Here is a 15065-nt window from a genome sequence, read left to right as displayed (position 1 = left end):
ACCGTGTTCCCGGTCGTGTGCACAGCGCTGACCACCGCGCCCCAGGGCACGGCCGCCGACGGAAAGGCCGGCGCTCCGGCGTCCGCCGGAGCCGGCGCGGCAGCGGCCGGATTCCCGCCCGCACGCGACTTCTTCGCCGCGGTCGACGTGGAACCCGCCGCCTCCATAGGCGCCCCCGCGATCGGTGACGAAGAGAACCGGCCTCGACCACGACTGCCCCACTGGTCTTCGCGCCGGACCTGCACCCGCGAGTCATGCTCCCGCCACGTGTCAGGCGCCGTCCCGCTTCCGTCCCGCGTGGCGATCAACGATATCGACGCGTGATGATGGAAGGGCCCGCGTGCCTCGAGCAGGGGAGAGGGTCCAGATGTGCCGATGGGTGGCCTATACGGGAACGCCGGTGCTCCTCGACTCGCTGCTCTACCGCCCCGCACACTCGCTGATCGATCAGAGCCTGCACTCCCGCATGGGGGTAGAGACGACCAACGGCGACGGGTTCGGCATCGGCTGGTACACGCCCGACGGCGGCACTCCGGCGGTGATCCGGGACACCGGACCCGCGTGGAACAACCGCAATCTGCGGGAGATCTCGGCGCACATCCGCTCCCACCTCTTCTTCGCCCACATCCGCGCCTCGACCGGCTCGGCCATCCAGCAGACGAACTGCCATCCGTTCCGGCACGGGCGGTGGCTGTGGATGCACAACGGCGCCATCGCCGACTTCCACCGGCTGCGCAGGGACCTCTGCATGGTCATCGACCCGTCGCTGTTCGCCGACATCGAGGGCTCGACGGATTCCGAGGTGATGTTCTTCCTGGCGCTCACCTTCGGCCTTGACCAGGACCCGCCGACGGCCGTCGCCCGCATGGCGGGCCATGTGGAGTCCCTGGGCCGCCGGCACGGCGTGGACTGCCCGCTCCAGATGACCGTCGCAGTGGCCGACGGGGAGCGGCTGTGGGCCTTCCGCTACTCCAGCGAGCACCGCTCACGCTCTCTGTACTACAGCGCAGAGGTCGAGACCCTGCGCGCGCTGCACCCCGACATGAAGTTCCTGAGAGGACTCTCCGAGGACACCCGTCTTGTCGTGTCGGAGCCGCTGAGCGGGCTGCCCGGGGTGTGGACCGAGTTCCCCGAGAGCAGCTACGGCGCGGTGGGCGCGGAGTCGGACTTCGTGCGGCCCTTCGTGCCGATGGAGGCCGACGGGGTGCTCACGCACAGCGCCGTGCGATGAGGCGGCGCGGTGCCCCGGTGGCCGGGGCGCGGTCTCGCCCGGCCACGGCGGCGCCGCCGCCGTGATCAGGGTGCCGGGTGCCCGGGGCTCAGATCGAGGACATCGCTCAGGCGCAGTACCGCGCCCCGGGGCAGCGGTTTTGCCGACGTGTCGACGGGGGTGAGGCAGAACCCCACATGGTCCCCCCAGTCGGCCCGCTCCTCGACCCGGCCGATGAACCAGGCGCAGGCGTCCGCCAGCACGGGAACGCCGTGCGCCCCGGGCTCCCACTGCGTCGGTTCGAACTTGTCGACGCGGTCGCCGCTCTCGCCGCCGAACAGCCGGGCCAGCCCGTGCTGTTCCCGGCCGAGCAGATGTACGCCCAGGTACGTGGCCCGGCGTGCCACGCGGTAGGTGTGGTTCACCTTGGACAGCCACACCACGAACCGCACCGGGTTCAGCGAGGACTGGGAGGCGAACCCGACCAGGCAGCCGGCCCGCCGCCCGTCAGCGGCCGCCGTGACGAGGTACACGGGAGGGTCCAGCAGGTCAGTGAATCCGTTGACGTCCACCATGGCGAAACCCTCCCGGACATTCCCGCAGGCCCCGTACCGGCGCGCCGTGCCGTGCGGCCGTTACCTCCCGGGTGCCCTGCGCACCGGCGCGCGACACGGGAGGCGGGGGAGGACACCGTGCTGTGCGGGACCGACGCCGTACGAGCCCCGGCTCCGGCCGGGCCCGTACGGCCACGCAGGCCGGGGACCGTCGAGCGGCGGGAAGCGGGCCGTTGGTGCTCGGGCAGCACGCAATCCCGCTTCCGGCGAAGCGAGTCGGCCCAGCGCTCATCGGCCCACGCGCCGGGCCCAGCTCCGGCACGGTGACCCGGCCGGCCGTGTCGGAGTCGACCAGCAGGGTGTTTTCGGCGCGGTGGTGGTCGTACGAGGCGTGCACGGACAAGTCCCCGGCCCGGCCGGCGCGTGGGTCAGGAACCGTCCGGCTGGCAGCGCGGACACCACACCGTGCCGCGCCCGCCGACGCGTTCACGGCTCAGCGGCCCGTCGCACCGCGGGCAGGTGGGGTCGCTGTCGTCACGGCGGCCCGTGAGCCAGGACTTGCGCGGCGGAACGCGCCCGGCACGCACCGATGAGCGCAGCGTGCGCCGCATCTCGGTGTGCAGCCGCCCGAGTTCGTCGTCGTCGAGCAGGTCCGCCCGGCGGGTGGGACGCAGGCCGGCGCGCCACAGGATCTCGTCGGCGAGCAGATTGCCCAGCCCCGCCAGCACGGACTGGTCGGTGAGGGCCGCCTTGACGCGGCCGCGCCGCCGGGAGAGCAGTTCCGCGAAAGCGGCCCTGTCCACCGACAGCGCGTCCGGCCCCTGGTCGTGCAGGATCCGCGCCACATCGGCGTCGGGGTCGTCGGCGAGCCACAGGCCCTGCAGTTTGCGCTGATCGCGGAAGCGCAGCTCCTCACCGTCCACGGTGAGGACGACCCGGTCGTGCGGATCCCGCGGGTCGCCCGGGCGGCAGCACACCAGTCGTCCGGTCATGCCGAAGTGCATCATCAGGGTGGGCCCGTCGGTGCGGGCCAGCAACCACTTCCCGTGCCGGGCCGGTTCGGCGAACCGGCGGCCCCGCAGCGCCCGGCGCAGCCGCGAGACGGTGACGCCGTGCAGCACACCGGCGTCGTGCACCTCCACCCGTTCGATCCGCTTGCCCCGCGCACAGGAGGCCAGGACCTCCCGGAACCCTTCCACATCAGGCAGTTCCGGCACGGCGTCCTCCGACCGTCTCGTCCGTCCGGAGCCGGTGCACCACGGTCAGCGCCCGCGCCCCGGGCCCTGGGCGCCCCCTCGAGAGCCGCGCAGCCCGCGGCACCGGCGAGCTCCTCGCGGCAGCCGGTTCCCCGAGCCGACAGGCCTCGTACCCTCCCGGTCCGGCGCCCACCGGCCGTCGGGTGACGGGGCCTGACCCTGACGTTCCGCGTGCGCCCGGACCTCGTAGTAGGACTCATGGGCGGTCACCCGGAACGCCTCGTCGTGCGAGGCCGACGCCTCGCGGACGGCCGTGCCGACGGACGTGGACCGCGATTCACGCGAAGAACCCCATGGTGGCGGCGAGGCAGGCGGCGAACGCCGGCAGCGGAGGCAGGTCACCCGTGCACCGAGCCCACGCCCGGGTGGAGGAGCCGACAGGCGCCCGCGGCGCGGCGGCTGCCGGAGCATCAGGAACCCGCCGGCGGACGGTGCCTGCGACGCAGCCGCAGGATGAGGACGGTGGCCACACCGGAAGCGCTTACGAAAGCACCCAGCCAGGCGTACGCGATGCCGGTGCCGGTCTCCTTTGAGACAGCGGCGGCCCGAGCGGGCGGCACGGCGGCCGGGGTGACGGGGCCGGGCCCGGCCGGTGGGGCCTTCTGTACGGCCGGCGGCTCCAGCGACCCGACGGGCTCGGCACGGCCCGCGGCGGCGAATCCCCAGTCGAGGAGCGAGCGCGCCTCCTCGTAGACAGTGTGACCACCGCCCGACTGAGGGTTCAGCACGGTCACCACCAGCGTGCGTCCGTCCCTGCGGGCGGCGGCGACCAGGGTGTTGCCGGCGTGGGAGGTGTAGCCGTTCTTGACGCCGATGATCCCCGGGTATCGCTCCACCCCGTCCGCGCCGGTCAGCAGCCGGTTGGTGTTCCTGATGCCGTACGTCCAGCTGTGGCTGCCGTCGTCGTAGGTGTCGCCGGGGAATGCGGCGTCGACGGTGGATGCGTACGAAGCGAACTGCTGGTCCGTCAGGCCGGCCCGCCCGAACACCGCCAGGTCGAAGGCGGAGGAGACCTGCCCGGGTTCGTCGTAGCCGTCGGGGGAGACCACCTGCGTGTCGTACGCGCCCAGCGCACGGGCCTTGGCCTGCATCTGCTCCGCCGTGGCCGTCCAGCCGCCGTTCATCTCGGCGAGGACGCGCACGGCGTCGTTCCCTGAGCTCAGGAAGACCCCACGCCACAGGTCGTCCTGCTTGTACGTGCGTCCGGCCGCGATGCCGACCAGGCTGCTTCCCTCACCCACTCCTTCGAGTTCCTCCTCGGTGACCGTGTGCGGCGGGGCGTCGGCCAGATTCGGGATCGCGGTGAGGGCGAAGAGGGTCTTGATGGTGCTGGCGGGCGGCAATGGGCGGTGCGCGTCGTGAGCGGCGAGCACGTCGCCGGTATCCGCGTCGGCCACCAGCCAGGAGAGGGCGGAGACGTCTTCGGGGAGGTCGGGGGCCCCGTTGAGAGGCCCGACGTGGGTGCCCGGCCGGTGCAGCGGGGACGCGTCGGCGGAGGCGGGTCGAGGCGTGGGTTCGGTCTGCGCGGCGGACACCGGCAGCAGGCCGAGTGCGCCGGCGGCGACGGCCGTCGCGCAGCAAAAGGCCAGCCGTGCAGTAAATCTGATGATCATTCGGTCAGCGTAGGAACGGGCAACCGGACGCGCAGTTCCGCTGAGCCGACCGGAGGAAGCACCCCGGCCATGGGCAGGCGCCTTGGCTGCAGCCCTGCACCCGGCCCCTGCTCACTCCCTCGGCGCACCGGCCGCTCCGCACGTAACCCCGAACGGCCAGGGCGACCTGGACAGCCCTGACAAGCCCGACGAGCGCGGCATGTCAGGCCCTGAGGTAGCGGAGGACGGCCGGCATGCGGCGGTGTCCCTCCTTTGAACGGGACGGTCCGAGCTGGGTGGAGATGCCGGCCGTGTGCTTCTCCACCGTCCGTCACAAGATGTGGAGGGTCGAGGCGATCACTGGACCGAACGGGGCCGTCAGTTCCTGAAGTCCGGCCGTGGCCGCCCGTTGTGACGCAGCCGGAGTCGACTCGGGGGCTGCGAGCGCAGCAACGGCCGGAGGTCCCGGCCCCGCTCCACCTCCCACGCTCGCGGCGTCGTCGTGCGGTGTCTGCCGCCACATGGACCGGCAGACGTTCCCGCTCATGTGGTCCGGCGTACACCGGGGTGAAGTACCGGACCTACCTCGCGGCGTCCATCCGCCGCCTGAGCGTCGCCGCGAAGTCCTCGGCGGCCGCCGACTGGGCGCGCAGCTTCTCGCAGCGAGCGGCGTCGCCGAGCCCCGCCCGCACCGGCTCGGCTCAGGCCGGGCGCTCGGGGACGGCCAGGCTGTCCGCAGGGGCGGGCCGGCGGGTGCGCCTGCGGTGGCGAATCAGGAGTGCCGCAAGGAGGAGAACTGCCACGAGGGCGGCGATCACAGCCGGGCCGGCGGTGTCCAGGGTGTCGGCAAGAGCGTGCTGGACGGTGGCTGCCGTGTCGATGATCGGGTCGGTCGCAGCGGGATCGCGCTGTGCGCGGATTTCGTACCAGCCGTAGTGGGCGACGTAGGCGCCAGCGAGGAGGAGCAGTGCGCCGCCGAGGCGCGGGGCGATGGCGCCGAGGCGGCGCAGGCGGCTGACGGCGGTGGTGCGGGTGAGCGCGACGGCCAGGGACGCAGCGCCGACGATCAGCCCCATCCCGGCCGCGTAGGCGGCGAAGAGGGCGATGCCCTCGCCGGTGGAGCCGCTGCGGAGGGCGGAGACGACGATGGCGAGGAAGGGGGCGATGGTGCAGCCGAGGGAGGCGGTGGCATACGCAGCGCCGAACAGCGCCATCGAGGGTAGGGAGCGGGTCACTTTCGGTGCGCGCCGGAGCTTCGGGGCCATGCTGGGCAGTTGCCGGCCCGCGAGCAGCCAGGCGCCGGCGGCGGCTATCAGCAGGCCGAAGGCGATGGTGAACCAGGGCAGGTGCTGCTGGACCTGCCCGGCGACGGGCTGGATGGCGAGGCCGAAGACGGCGAAGAGGGCGGCGAACCCGGCGGTCATGGCGGTGGTGGCGGTCAGGGCCCGGCCGACGGCGACGGTGCGGCCGGGGGTGTCGTCGCCGAGGACGAGCAGGGAGAGGTAGGCGGGGAGCAGGGCGAAGCCGCACGGGTTGACGGCGGCGAGCATCCCGGCGCCGAGGGCGAGGGCGAGGGGCAGGTCGGCCATGGCGGGTGCTGCTCAGCCGGTGAGTCCGGCGACCTTGTCGGCGAGTCCCCTGCCGCCGGGCAGGACGCCTTCGTAGACGGTCTTGCCGGACTTGTCGAGGATCACGTAGTGGCTCTGCTGGGTGACCTCGAACCGCTTCCACACCTCGCCGTTCTCGTCGGACAGGTGGGGGAAGGAGCCGGTGCCGGTGTCGGAGACGAAGTCGCGCATGGCGGCGCTCTTGTCGAGGCCGGCGACGCCGACGACGTTCACCTTGCCCGCGTTGTCGGCGGCGACCTTCGCGGTCTCGGCGGCCTGCCCCTTGCACGTGGGGCACCACGGTGCCCAGAACCACAAGACCGTGGGCCTGCCCACGAGCGTCTTCGCGTCGAACGGCTTGCCGTCCACGGTGGTCGCGGTGAAGTTCAGCACCTGCGGCACCTGCGCCTCCTCCGCCCCGCTGCCGTTGCCGTTCGAGGCGGCCGGCTGAGCGGGGGATGACGCCTCCGGCGTGGCCGCAGTTCCCGATCCGCTGTCGGATGTGGAGCCTTCGCCGGATCCGCATGCGGTGAGGGTGAGGAGGGCGGCGGCCAGCGTGGCCGGGAGGAGGGTGCGGGTGCGCAAGGAGTACTCCTGTGGGTAGAGGGTCGTGGCGAACGTAGTTGCCGGGAGCTCGGGCGGGCAGGGGCTCGCTTCTTACGGTTCGGTGACGTCAGCCCGCGGCGTCCTTGAGCCGCTCGGGGTCGAGGACGGTGATCCGCCCGCGAGCCAGGCGGAGCAGGCCGTGGTCGGCGTAGTCGCGCAGCACCTTCGTGCGGGTCTCGCGAGAGGTGCCGGCGAGGGCGGCGAGCTGCTCGTGGGTCAGGGCGATCTGCGGGTGACGTCCGACCCGGCCGCAGTGGTCCGGCCGGGGGGCTGGGCGCTGGTGAGGGTGGTCAGGGTGCCGGCGACGCGCTGGGCGACGGTCTTGAAGTCACTGTCGGACAGGCGCTGCTCGAGGTCGGACAGCCGCCTGCCCAAGATCGCGGTGATCCGGGCGGCGATCCGGGCGTCCGAGAGCAGGAACTCGTGTACGTCCGCGCGGCTCATGACGCATACGACGATGTCGTCGAGGGCTTCGGCGTAGTTGTCGTACATGTGCTGTCCGAGCAGGACCATCTCGCCGAAGATGGTGCCCGGGGAGATGATCGCGGTCATCCACAGCGCGCCGACGGTCCACCACACCGCGCCGTAGGCGAGGCCGAGGGCGACGGCGGGCGCGAGGCGCTGAGCGAACTGCCCCAGCACAACGCCGAAGGTGATGCCGGCGAAGGTCGCGACAGCCAGGTGGATCGGCCAGCCGGCGAAGGCGTTCGTGGAGCCCAGGAGCCCCGCGATCATGGTGATATGGCGGTGTCCATCATCGGCCTCGACATCGACATCCAGATGCCCATCCCGACGCCTCCGACGAGCCCGGCCGCGGCGCCCCACACCGCGTACACCTGGATCGCGGCTGTCTTCGGGGATGCCTGCACGGTGGTGGCCATGGTGATCGTCCTCCCGCTTGCGGTGACTTCCGTTCTCGTCGCTGACGCTAGGACGCAGGCACATGCAGGTATGTGAGGGCGCTTACGTACCCGGCGGTAGATCGCCGCGGCCGTCAGGGTGATGACTTCACGGCGGTCAGCAGGGCGTAGCCCAGTACGCCGTCGGTGACGGCGCAGCGGGCCGCTTCCAGAACGGCCGGGGCTGCGTCGAGGTCGACGCCGGCGTCGGCGAGGCGGTCCGAGGCAGTGATGCGCAGCAGGTCCAGGCGGGCCTGGATCTGGTCGATCATGCGGATCATCGCCTCGTCATGGCGTTCCGTGGTGAGGATGCGAAGCCCGGCCGCGGCGAGGAGCTCGGCGTAGTCGTCGAGCGGACGGGCGTCGGCGATGCAGGCGACGCGGGCGGTCAGTCCGCGCAATTCGGGCGGGAGGCGGTCGGTGTCGGCGGTGACGTCGGTGATGCCGAGGCGTCCACCGGGTTCGAGGACGCGGGCGAACTCGGCTGCGGCCCTGGGTTTGTCGGGGAAGGTGCACAGCGCGCACTCGGACACCACGGCGTCGAAGACGCCGTCGTCGTACGGGAGATGCTCGGCGTCGCCGGTGGTGAAGGCGGCCAGGTCGGTGAGCCCTGCGGCTTCGGCGGCTCCCTGAGCGAGGGCGGTGTTGGCCGGCGCGTAGTCGACGCCGTCCGTCCGCACCCCGTAGAGGTCGGCGAGCAGGAGCGCGGTGGTGCCGCGGCCCGAGGCGACGTCGAGGACCCGCGCGCCGGGAGTGAGTGAGAGCCGGTCGGCGAGGCGGCGGGTGAGGGCGGTGCCGCCGGGGTGGTAGGAGTCTCCGAGCAGCAGCGCGACGATGTCGTTGGAGTACGCGTCCGCGCAGCAGGACTTGATCTCCTCGTGGTTCACGGCCGGTGCTCCTCGCTCTGGGTGCGGGTGGTCTTCGAGCCGTACGGGGTGGTCGTCAGCCGGCCCGCGAGGGGCAGCGCGTTCGGAGCCACCGGGGCGACGGGAACGCCGGACATTTCGGCGCGGACCTGCTCGCGGTAGCCGACGGAGTTGTAGGCGCAGAACGGGATGAGGCGTCCGTCGGGGGTGATCTCCTCGACGCAGCACTTCATCAGCTGCTTGACGTTGAGGGTGTAGGGGTCCTGGAAGTCCTGCACGACGATCATGAAAGTCTTGTCGCTCAGGTCCTTCACGGCCTCCGGCAGGTCGATTCCGCAGGCGTCCGCGCAGTCCAGGGCCTCGGCGGTGGCCCGCAGCTTCTCCTCGGTCGTCTCGGTCCCCATGAAGGCGGAGGCGGACCAGAGCTTCTCGAGCGCCTCGCGGATGCCGGTGTCGGGCATGACGCGGTTGGTGACGTAATCGAGGTAGTCCTCGACGTTCAGCAGCCGCGGGATCGGTACGACGGTGCGGTTTCCCGGTTCGCCGTCCACCAGTAGGTAGGTGATGGAGCGACATGTCGGGAAGCAGCACGGTACGGGGAAGAAGTCGCCCTTCTGGAACCAGCGAGGGCGCTGGGCGTTGATCAGCCGGATGACGTCGGGGTTTGTGAGCCGGTTGAGCGGGTCGAATTCGACGTGCCGGCCGGAGTGGGTGACCGGCTGGAACGCCACGGACCGTACAGCAGGATGGTCGATGCCGTACTCGATGATCGCCCCGAGCTCGTGCTCATTCAGGCCGCGCTCGACCGCCGCGACCAGGGTGACGGTCAGCCCGGCTTCCGCGCAGTTGTCCAGCGCCCGCTGCTTGAACGTGCGCAGGTCCCGGCCCCGGATCTCCAGATGGGTGCGCTCGTCGAAGCCGTCGAACTGGAGATAGACGTTCACCGAGCGGTCCGGGACCTGGTTGCGTCTGCCGAGTTCGGCGACGAAGTTCTTGTCGGTGGCCAGGCGGATGCCGTTGGTGTTGAGGTTGACGTTCTTGATCGGGCGGGCCTGGGCGAGCTCGATGAAGTCGAGGATGTACTTGTGGATGGTGGGCTCTCCGCCGGAGAACATCACCACCTCCGCCTCGCCCTCCGAGGCGACGAAGGCGTCGAGCATAGTCGCGCACTGCTCAAGGGTGATCGAGTAGCCGTCGGGCTGGTGCCCGGAGTCGGCGAAGCAGATCGGACAGTCCAGGTTACAGCCGGTGTTGACCTCGATGATGCCCAGGCAGGCGTGCTGCTTGTGCTCCGGGCACAGCCCGCAGTCCGAGGGGCAGCCGTCCTTCACCTCGGTCTGGAACGTCAGAGGGATCGTGCCGGGCTTGTTGAACCGCGCCGAGGACAAGTACTCCTCCGCGTCCCCGTACACCAGCGCCTCGAACTCGCCGTGCTCACGGCAGCGTTTACGCAGGTATACCTTGTCAGCGCGGATGTTGACCTGCGCGTCGACCGGTGACTTGCACAGCGGACAGACCGACTTGGTGAACTCCACGAACACCTCGTCCCGGTCCGCCTTGCGCCTCGGCGCCGGTGCCTGCGTCATCGAGGAACTCCTCTGCCATGGGGGATTGGTTCAGCGGACGTCGCCGTCCGGATCGACTTCTTCGTGCGGCTGAGGCTCGGCCGGGACCCGCGCAGCACACCACCATCAGCAGCCCGGCACCTACGACCGCTGCGAGGCCGCCGAGACCGGACCGTTCACGGGAGGCGGACTTCACGGCTCGCCTCCTCCCCTTCGTCGGAGGGCAGCGGGGCGGGCGACCGGTGGGCGGAGCGGGTCAGGATGCCCGCGTAGAGCGGTGTCAGGGCGTCCTGGACGAGAACGAACCAGCTCAGCCGCTGCGTGAGGTGGATGCCGAAACAGCCGCAGTTGTCCACCGTCAGCCCCCGCGCGTACGCCTGTACGGCCAGCACCGTCCACACCACCGATACACCCGTGTACACCCACACCGGCGCCAGGGCCTTCGACCGCGGGCGCGCCAGGAACCAGACGCCGGCCACCAGCTCCCCCGCGATCAGTGCCACGGCCATCGCGGTCGCGGCGGCGACGTCCACCAGCCCGTACGCGGCCAGAATCCCGGGCATGTGCCCGAAGGAGGCGAGCTGGCCGATCGCCATCGCCGTGTACACCGTCCCGAGCACGATCCGCGGCACCATGATCCGACGGTAGGCCGCCAAGGCGGGCGAGGACTGTAAGCGCGCTCACCGAAGCGCCGCCCGGCACGGGGCACGATCGGCAGTACGAGTCCCAGTGGGTTCGGGAGGTGCCAGGTGAACGGTCAGAACGATCGGAAACCTCCGCGCCCTGCACGGCGACGGATGCTCAAGGGCGGGGCCGTAGTCTGCGCCATCAGCCTTGCGCTCGCAGGCGGGGGGATCCTCGGCGGGAACTGGCGTCCGACGGCCCTCCGACCCGGTGACGACCGTACGGCCGGGTCAGGACCCCTCACCGGAGGCGCTCGGCGGCTCTGCGGTGTCCGGTGGGTCCGGCAGGGACGGCATCCCCTCCATCGACAAGCCCCGGTTCGTCCATACGAGCAAGGCCGGCTTCCTCGACGACGACTATCCGGTCTTCGGCCCGGAGTACCGCGGCGAGGTGAGGGCGTACCCGCAGCTGGTCCTTGTGTGGCACGACATCGTCGCCGACCCGCACGTCACACCTGACGGCCGGCCGCTGCGGTCCGGTGAGCCGCTCACGTCAGGGCCGCGCGCCGCTCGGCCTCCTGCCGGACCGAGGCCAGGGACGCGGCAACCGCCGCCTCCCACCGGGGGGCGACCAGGCCGCCCCACCACTGCCCGGCCCGCCACAGATCGGTGGCGAGGTCACCCTCGTACACCACCCGCGTACCGGATTCGTGTTCGGTGAGGGTGAACGACTCGGTGACGGCGGGCACCGGCCCGCGCACCAGGCGGAAGTCGACCCGCTCGGGGCGGGTGAACCGCACCGTCTCCACCGTCGTCGCCGTCACCCGTCCGCCCGCGACCGAGGTGTGATGGGCGGCGAGCACCATGTCCGAACCCCGCTCCAGCACGAGCACCTTCTCCCGCATCGCCCGCGTGGAACGCCCCAGATACGGCTGGGCGATGACGTCGAACACCACCTCGCGCGGGGCCGCGACGTCGACGGTCTGCGGCCCGAGCGGGCGGGTGCGCCGCCCCACGCCCACGTCCAGCGGAAGCGCCCCTGTCACCAGCCCCAGATACCCCGCCACAGCGCCCGTGCCCGCCACTACCGCCCCTGTAAGAGCACCGATCCACACCATCGCCCAGACCTCTCCACGCGTCCGTCCTGTTCTCCTCACCGACGGTAGGACGGGTCTCCCGGGCGACCAGGGAGCACGCTCACCTTCCTCCGGGTGCGTCGGCCCGTACTGTCGGCGTCATCACCTTGTGGAGGAGGTAGGCGCGTGGAGTCCGTAGCCGATCTCGCCGACAGTCGCGCCGCTACGAACGTGCTGCTGGCGGATCTGCGTGCAGCGCATCTCGCACCGGCGGCCGTCGTCCGCTTCCTCGGCCGCGCTGCCCGCCGGTCCCTGCGCCAGGCCGCCCGGCGGCCAAGGGCGCTTGTCGAGCTCACCGCCCTGCACGGCGTGCTGTACGCGCTGGCCGACGGCCGCCGGCCCGGGCGGCGGTGGGTGACCACCAGCTGGGCGCTCGCCGTGCTCCACCTCGGGACGCTGGAGCACCGCACCCGCCTTACCACCGCGGACGCGTTGACGCTGCTGCGCGGCAACCTCCCCGCCCTGCCCGGCGGCGCCGGACGCGCCTCCGGGCTGCTGGCGATCGGCCTCGATCTCGCCGACGGACACCTCGCCCGCCACCAAGGCGCGGTCTCCCCCTTCGGGGAGTACGCCGACACCTTCGCCGACGCCGCGTACTGGATGTGGTTCACCCTGCGTCACGAACCCAGCCGCACCGTCCGGACGGCCGCGGTCGCCGCCTGGGCGCTTCCCATCGCCGCCGTCACCGGCCTTGCGCTGCGCCGCGGCACTGTGCCCGAGCGGCCACGCCCCGTCCTGCTGCGGCCGGCCGCAGCCCTCCAGGCGGTCGTCGCGTTCCGCCACCTCACCCGCTGACCGTCCTGTGCCTCGCGCGGGGTCGGATGCCACGGCACGGTGCCGTAGAAGTCGCAGACCTCGATGACCGGCTTGATCGCTCCGCGCACCCCTGTCGCAGTGCGGGACGAACCCCCTCAGGGCGCCTCCGTTCCGCATCCTCACGCCGATGCCGTCCACCGGGGAGCGGTGTCGGCCCAGGCCCTCTCCCATCCCGCGTCGCGCCGTCTGTCCAGCGCCGTCGCCACCACGCCGTAGGCGCCCGCGCCCGTGAGGGCGATCGCCACGCCCGCCGTGGCAGCCCATCCCAGCGCACGGCTGCGGATCTCACCCGCCGTCATGGGCGGATCGGCCAGCCGCCCCTCGGCGTCGCGCCAGACGCGGACGGTGCTGCCGGCGGACAGACCGGGCCGGACCTCGGCCTCTCCCGTGCGCGGCCGCCCGTCGGGGCCGAAGAAGCGGACTTCGACCGGATACAGCGTGTGCCGGGCCTCCTCGGAGCCGGGTTCCGGATGGCGGGGAGCATCCCGCACCAGCACGGCGTCGACGGGAGCCCGCGAGCGGGCGTCGGCCGCGGCGTCCGCCCGCAGCGAACCGTGCACCGAGTTGTGCACGATCACTGTGACCGTCGGGGCCGCCGCCGGTACCACCAGAGCCAGCACCAGCCCGGTCCACGCCTGCAGCACGTCGGAGCGGCGACGCAAGGGGCTGCGCCGCCACCGCCGCAGCCCTGCGCGTGCCCGCACGGGCGGCGGCTGCGCCCGCGGTTCCGGGGCGGTCATGTCGCCCCCCGCCCCGGCACCTGTTCCTCCGCGTGGGTCGCCGGATGGCGGTGGGCCGACTCCAGGACGTGCGAGGCCCCCCGCAGTGCCGCCGTGTGCGGTGCGGGAAGGGGCTGGACGGGGACCCGCAACTTCCGGGTGAGGTCGTACGTGAACTCCGGCCGCAGCGCGCCACCGCCCGCCAGAAGCAGGCCCCGCCCCAGGGCGTCCAGGGTCTGCTCGGACTCGTCGAGCCGCAGCATGTCGGTGACCATGGCGGCGACCGCCCCGGTGATGTCGCGGAAGGTCACGGAGCCGCCGATGTCGCCGGTGCCCAGCGCCGTCCGGTAGGCGTCCGTCACCTCGCCGTCGCAGAGCAGCGCGACCTCGGTGACATGCGCGCCGATGTCCGCGACGAGCAGCGGCCGGCCCAGGTCCGCGCCCGCTCCCAGGGCGATGGCCTTCGCGGTGGGGACGGTCAGGACCGTACGGGGACGCAGCACCTCGAGCGCGGTGAGAGCCGCGCTGCGGAAGCGGGGCCCGCCCAGCACGGGGGTGGTGATGACGATCAGCGGGCGGCTGAGTGCGGACACACGGCGCCGGAACAGACGCTCGAGCATCCGGGCGGTGCCCTCGGCGTCGACGATGTCACCGCGACGGACGGGATACACCCCGTCGGCGCCCGGGAACGTCACCGTAGGGACGTCGAGGATGACACCGCGGCCCGGGGACCAGGCCCGGGTGCGGGAACTGCCGAGGTCGATGGCGAAGCGCGGGCAGACCCGGCACACCGGCCGAGCCGTTCGACGGTGCCCGCCGGGCCGGACGCCGAAGCCGGTCACCGTCCCGCCTCCCCGTCCCGCGGGCAGCGCCCGCAGTAGCGGGCCTGCGGCACGACGGTGAGGCGATCAAGCGAAATGGGACGCGAGCACACGTGGCACACGCCGTAGTGGCCCTGGTCCATGCGTTCCAGCGCGGCCTCCACGTCGGACAGGACCATCCGCGCGGACGCGCTGAGCTTCACCTGGACCTCAAGCTGAGAGGCCGACCGCCGGCGGAGCGCGTCACCGGCGCGCGACGGTCGGGTGAACCGCTCCAACTGCTCCAGACGGAAAGCACGTTGCTCCTTCAGGCTCGCGCGCAGCGCCGCAAGGTCGTCGGCGGAGAGCGGCGCGGCGCCGGCGTCGGCGATCCGGTGGTTCACGAAGTCACCCCTCCAGGTGCAAGAAGGACAGGACCGGGAGCGCGCCCGTCACGACGCCCGGCGCTGGCAGCCGACGCAGCAGCGGGCGTAGGGCAGGATCTCCAGCCGCTCCACGGGGATCGGCCGCCTGCACTCCTGGCAGAGCCCGTATCCGCCGGCCTCGAGCCGGGCGAAGGCCGCGTCGATCTCCGTCAGCACCCGCTTGATGGACGTCTTCTGCGCGATCATCAGCTCGCGCGGCGCGTCGTTCCCCTCCCGCTCGATCGCCTCCAGTTGCATGAGGCGGGAGTTGCGCTCGTGCTGGAGACGCTGACCGACCTCGTGGGCGGTGAGACGTTCGGGAAGGGAATCGGAGCGGGCCGCGTCGAGCGACATGAGAGAAGTCCTTCCAGGGGAGTCGAACGCCGTGGAG

Annotated in this window: 19 protein-coding genes and 1 pseudogene; 4 read left to right on the top strand and 16 right to left on the bottom strand. The window is 72.0% G+C overall.

Going from position 1 to position 15065, the window contains the following annotated elements; translation table 11 throughout:
• Positions 1 to 15 precede the first annotated feature (15 nt).
• Both MDN94_RS26305 and MDN94_RS26300 read left to right on the top strand, forming a co-directional pair.
• Positions 16 to 324, top strand: a complete 309-nt coding sequence (locus MDN94_RS26305; RefSeq protein ID WP_482728382.1) for a hypothetical protein — start codon at positions 16 to 18, stop codon at positions 322 to 324.
• A gap of 43 nt (positions 325 to 367) precedes the next feature.
• Entirely contained in the window at positions 368 to 1231 is an 864-nt protein-coding gene (locus tag MDN94_RS26300; RefSeq protein ID WP_482728381.1) for a class II glutamine amidotransferase, read from the top strand.
• Between the two features lie 65 nt (positions 1232 to 1296).
• Here MDN94_RS26300 and MDN94_RS26295 read toward each other — a convergent pair whose 3' ends face one another.
• The 11 genes from MDN94_RS26295 to MDN94_RS26245 all read right to left on the bottom strand — a co-directional run bounded on the left by MDN94_RS26295 (position 1297) and on the right by MDN94_RS26245 (position 10790).
• On the bottom strand, positions 1297 to 1785 hold the full coding sequence (locus tag MDN94_RS26295) for a flavin reductase family protein (RefSeq protein ID WP_482728380.1): 489 nt from the start codon (positions 1783 to 1785) through the stop codon (positions 1297 to 1299).
• A 407-nt stretch (positions 1786 to 2192) separates the two neighbouring features.
• Entirely contained in the window at positions 2193 to 2981 is a 789-nt protein-coding gene (locus tag MDN94_RS26290; RefSeq protein ID WP_482728379.1) for an Fpg/Nei family DNA glycosylase, read from the bottom strand.
• A 449-nt stretch (positions 2982 to 3430) separates the two neighbouring features.
• Positions 3431 to 4633, bottom strand: coding sequence for a D-alanyl-D-alanine carboxypeptidase family protein (locus MDN94_RS26285; protein ID WP_482728378.1), 1203 nt, complete (start codon positions 4631 to 4633; stop codon positions 3431 to 3433).
• Positions 4634 to 5313: 680 nt separating this feature from the next.
• Positions 5314 to 6201 (bottom strand): cytochrome c biogenesis CcdA family protein, encoded by an 888-nt coding sequence (locus tag MDN94_RS26280; protein WP_482728377.1) that lies wholly within the window; start codon positions 6199 to 6201, stop codon positions 5314 to 5316.
• Positions 6202 to 6213: 12 nt separating this feature from the next.
• Positions 6214 to 6804: a redoxin family protein gene (locus MDN94_RS26275; protein WP_482728376.1), complete on the bottom strand. Its 591-nt coding sequence runs from the start codon at positions 6802 to 6804 to the stop codon at positions 6214 to 6216.
• An 88-nt stretch (positions 6805 to 6892) separates the two neighbouring features.
• A complete protein-coding gene (locus MDN94_RS26270; protein ID WP_482729087.1) occupies positions 6893 to 7045 on the bottom strand; it encodes a helix-turn-helix domain-containing protein in 153 nt (50 codons plus the stop codon).
• Positions 7042 to 7560: a Crp/Fnr family transcriptional regulator gene (locus MDN94_RS26265; RefSeq protein ID WP_482728375.1), complete on the bottom strand. Its 519-nt coding sequence runs from the start codon at positions 7558 to 7560 to the stop codon at positions 7042 to 7044. Before MDN94_RS26265 ends, MDN94_RS26270 begins: the two co-directional genes overlap by 4 nt.
• Positions 7557 to 7706, bottom strand: a complete 150-nt coding sequence (locus MDN94_RS26260) for a hypothetical protein (protein ID WP_482728374.1) — start codon at positions 7704 to 7706, stop codon at positions 7557 to 7559. Before MDN94_RS26260 ends, MDN94_RS26265 begins: the two co-directional genes overlap by 4 nt.
• A 113-nt stretch (positions 7707 to 7819) precedes the next feature.
• Entirely contained in the window at positions 7820 to 8611 is a 792-nt protein-coding gene (locus tag MDN94_RS26255; protein WP_482728373.1) for a class I SAM-dependent methyltransferase, read from the bottom strand.
• Positions 8608 to 10176, bottom strand: coding sequence for a radical SAM protein (locus MDN94_RS26250; RefSeq protein ID WP_482728372.1), 1569 nt, complete (start codon positions 10174 to 10176; stop codon positions 8608 to 8610). The genes MDN94_RS26255 and MDN94_RS26250 overlap by 4 nt, the downstream gene beginning before the upstream one ends.
• Positions 10177 to 10331: 155 nt before the next feature.
• Positions 10332 to 10790: a MauE/DoxX family redox-associated membrane protein gene (locus tag MDN94_RS26245; RefSeq protein ID WP_482728371.1), complete on the bottom strand. Its 459-nt coding sequence runs from the start codon at positions 10788 to 10790 to the stop codon at positions 10332 to 10334.
• Positions 10791 to 11049: 259 nt separating this feature from the next.
• On the opposite strand from MDN94_RS26245, the pseudogene MDN94_RS26240 reads away from it, so the two are divergent.
• Positions 11050 to 11268, top strand: a pseudogene (locus tag MDN94_RS26240) (DUF3179 domain-containing (seleno)protein); the annotation flags it as partial.
• Positions 11269 to 11326: 58 nt separating this feature from the next.
• Here MDN94_RS26240 and MDN94_RS26235 read toward each other — a convergent pair.
• Positions 11327 to 11896 (bottom strand): SRPBCC family protein, encoded by a 570-nt coding sequence (locus MDN94_RS26235; RefSeq protein ID WP_482728370.1) that lies wholly within the window; start codon positions 11894 to 11896, stop codon positions 11327 to 11329.
• Positions 11897 to 12040: 144 nt separating this feature from the next.
• Between MDN94_RS26235 and MDN94_RS26230 the strand changes: the two genes are divergently transcribed.
• The gene (locus tag MDN94_RS26230; protein WP_482728369.1) at positions 12041 to 12709 is read left to right on the top strand and encodes a CDP-alcohol phosphatidyltransferase family protein; all 669 of its coding nucleotides are present in this window, start codon (positions 12041 to 12043) and stop codon (positions 12707 to 12709) included.
• Positions 12710 to 12849: 140 nt separating this feature from the next.
• Here the strand turns inward: MDN94_RS26230 and MDN94_RS26225 are convergent, their stop codons facing one another.
• Genes MDN94_RS26225 through MDN94_RS26210 form a run of 4 tightly spaced genes read right to left on the bottom strand, consistent with a single transcriptional unit; the run spans position 12850 to position 15028 of the window.
• A complete protein-coding gene (locus tag MDN94_RS26225; protein WP_482728368.1) occupies positions 12850 to 13470 on the bottom strand; it encodes an Rv1733c family protein in 621 nt (206 codons plus the stop codon).
• Positions 13467 to 14291: a rod shape-determining protein gene (locus MDN94_RS26220; protein ID WP_482728367.1), complete on the bottom strand. Its 825-nt coding sequence runs from the start codon at positions 14289 to 14291 to the stop codon at positions 13467 to 13469. Before MDN94_RS26220 ends, MDN94_RS26225 begins: the two co-directional genes overlap by 4 nt.
• Positions 14288 to 14653: a TraR/DksA family transcriptional regulator gene (locus tag MDN94_RS26215; protein WP_482728366.1), complete on the bottom strand. Its 366-nt coding sequence runs from the start codon at positions 14651 to 14653 to the stop codon at positions 14288 to 14290. Before MDN94_RS26215 ends, MDN94_RS26220 begins: the two co-directional genes overlap by 4 nt.
• A gap of 48 nt (positions 14654 to 14701) precedes the next feature.
• Positions 14702 to 15028, bottom strand: coding sequence for a TraR/DksA C4-type zinc finger protein (locus MDN94_RS26210; RefSeq protein WP_482728365.1), 327 nt, complete (start codon positions 15026 to 15028; stop codon positions 14702 to 14704).
• Between the last annotated feature and the right edge of the window lie 37 nt (positions 15029 to 15065).

Source organism: Streptomyces sp. WAC00040 (assembly GCF_056835925.1).
The sequence above is the reverse complement of the archived record's forward strand: the minus strand, read 5'-3'. Positions and strand labels throughout refer to the sequence as shown.

Excerpts from the sequence above, each read along its gene's own strand:
- MDN94_RS26300 (WP_482728381.1), top strand. The coding sequence starts at position 368 with ATGTGCCGATGGGTGGCCTATACGGGAACGCCGGTGCTCCTCGACTCG.
- MDN94_RS26295 (WP_482728380.1), bottom strand. The coding sequence starts at position 1,785 with ATGGTGGACGTCAACGGATTCACTGACCTGCTGGACCCTCCCGTGTAC.
- MDN94_RS26285 (WP_482728378.1), bottom strand. The coding sequence starts at position 4,633 with ATGATCATCAGATTTACTGCACGGCTGGCCTTTTGCTGCGCGACGGCC.
- MDN94_RS26280 (WP_482728377.1), bottom strand. The coding sequence starts at position 6,201 with ATGGCCGACCTGCCCCTCGCCCTCGCCCTCGGCGCCGGGATGCTCGCC.
- MDN94_RS26265 (WP_482728375.1), bottom strand. The coding sequence starts at position 7,560 with ATGATCGCGGGGCTCCTGGGCTCCACGAACGCCTTCGCCGGCTGGCCG.
- MDN94_RS26260 (WP_482728374.1), bottom strand. The coding sequence starts at position 7,706 with ATGGCCACCACCGTGCAGGCATCCCCGAAGACAGCCGCGATCCAGGTG.
- MDN94_RS26250 (WP_482728372.1), bottom strand. The coding sequence starts at position 10,176 with ATGACGCAGGCACCGGCGCCGAGGCGCAAGGCGGACCGGGACGAGGTG.
- MDN94_RS26245 (WP_482728371.1), bottom strand. The coding sequence starts at position 10,790 with ATGGTGCCGCGGATCGTGCTCGGGACGGTGTACACGGCGATGGCGATC.
- MDN94_RS26235 (WP_482728370.1), bottom strand. The coding sequence starts at position 11,896 with ATGGTGTGGATCGGTGCTCTTACAGGGGCGGTAGTGGCGGGCACGGGC.
- MDN94_RS26225 (WP_482728368.1), bottom strand. The coding sequence starts at position 13,470 with ATGACCGCCCCGGAACCGCGGGCGCAGCCGCCGCCCGTGCGGGCACGC.
- MDN94_RS26210 (WP_482728365.1), bottom strand. The coding sequence starts at position 15,028 with ATGTCGCTCGACGCGGCCCGCTCCGATTCCCTTCCCGAACGTCTCACC.